This is a genomic window from Campylobacter sp. JMF_01 NE2 (assembly GCF_027737365.1).
Taxonomy (GTDB): domain Bacteria; phylum Campylobacterota; class Campylobacteria; order Campylobacterales; family Campylobacteraceae; genus Campylobacter_B.
Window position 1 is genome coordinate 1 of sequence record NZ_JAOVTR010000014.1, and the last position, 1,404, is coordinate 1,404.

Annotated in this window: 1 protein-coding gene; it reads right to left on the bottom strand. The window is 40.2% G+C overall.

Features of this window, described 5'->3' with window-relative positions:
* Positions 1-1,404: BadF/BadG/BcrA/BcrD ATPase family protein (locus OFO01_RS08900; protein ID WP_333720425.1), on the bottom strand; the 1,404-nt coding region annotated here is incomplete at both ends.

Consider the following 1,404-nt stretch of genomic DNA (forward strand, 5'->3'; position numbering starts at 1 on the left):
GGCTTGTTTGACTGATGAGTTCATAAATACGGTGCAACGACTGCCTAATTTAGACGGATTTTTCGCAAACAACGCCATTTTGGCAAATTCGCCAATCTCATATCCGAGTGAATTTGCAAATGATTGCAAAAACGAGCCACAGCCAGAACTACACGCTTCATTTAGCACGATAGAATCGATACTTCCGTTTTTAATAGAAAAACATTTTATATCTTGTCCGCCGATGTCGATGATAAAATCAACATCCCTGTTAAAATGCTTTGCCGCGCTATAATGTGCGATCGTCTCAACAATGCCATAATCAAATTTAAACGCAGCCTTTATTAGCTCTTCGCCATATCCAGTTACGCCGCTACCTGCGATTTTAATGCGGTTTTCGCACATAGAGTAAATTTTTTTAAGCTCAGGGAGCAAAATCGCAATCGGATCGCCTTTGTTTGATGAATAAAATTTATACAAAAGTTCGTTATTTTCGCCGATTAGAGCGATTTTGATTGTGGTTGAGCCACAATCCACGCCCAAATACGCTTTTCCGCTATATGATAAAATGTCCATTTTAGGCGCACTTGCCATTGCGTGGCGATTTAAAAACTCGCTGTATTCGCTCTCGTCTTTAAAAAGTGGTGGTTCTGCGTTTATCACTTCTTTGTGCGGTTCGTGTTCGAGTAAATTTAAAATATCTTCTAAATTTTGCACTTTTGCACTATCTTTGGCATAAAGCGCACTTCCGTAAGCCACAAAATAAGGAGCTAACTCAGGAAAAACAGAATTTGATTCATCTAAATTTAGGGCTTTTTTAAAACTATTTCTAAGCCCTTGCATAAAATATAACGGACCGCCCAAAAATAGGACATTTCCTTTGACTTCTCTGCCTTGCGCAAGTCCTGAAATAGTCTGCTCGACGACTGCATTAAAGATACTCGCACTTATATCTTCTTTTCTAGCGCCTTGATTGAGAAGTGGCTGAATATCGCTTTTGGCAAACACACCACACCTTGAAGCGATAGGATAAATTTTTTCATAACCAAAGCTTAATTTATCGAGCATCGCAAGGCTAATATTTAGCAAATTTGCCATTTGGTCGATAAAAGCACCCGTCCCGCCGGCGCAGCTGCCGTTCATACGCTCTTCTACACCGCCTGTAAGAAATAAAATCTTAGCGTCTTCTCCGCCAAGCTCGATAACGACATCGGTTTTTGGAAATGCCTTTTTTACGCCAAGCGAAGTGGCAAAAACCTCTTGAACGAAGTCGATATTACAGCTTTTTGAAATGCCAAGTCCAGCTGAGCCTGTAATAGCCACGCGAAACTGCGAATTTGCAAATTTATCTTTTAAAAATGAAAGCGTTTGTGCTACGGCAAATTTGGGCTTGGCAAAATGGCGATCATAGCTTTTGTGTATAAT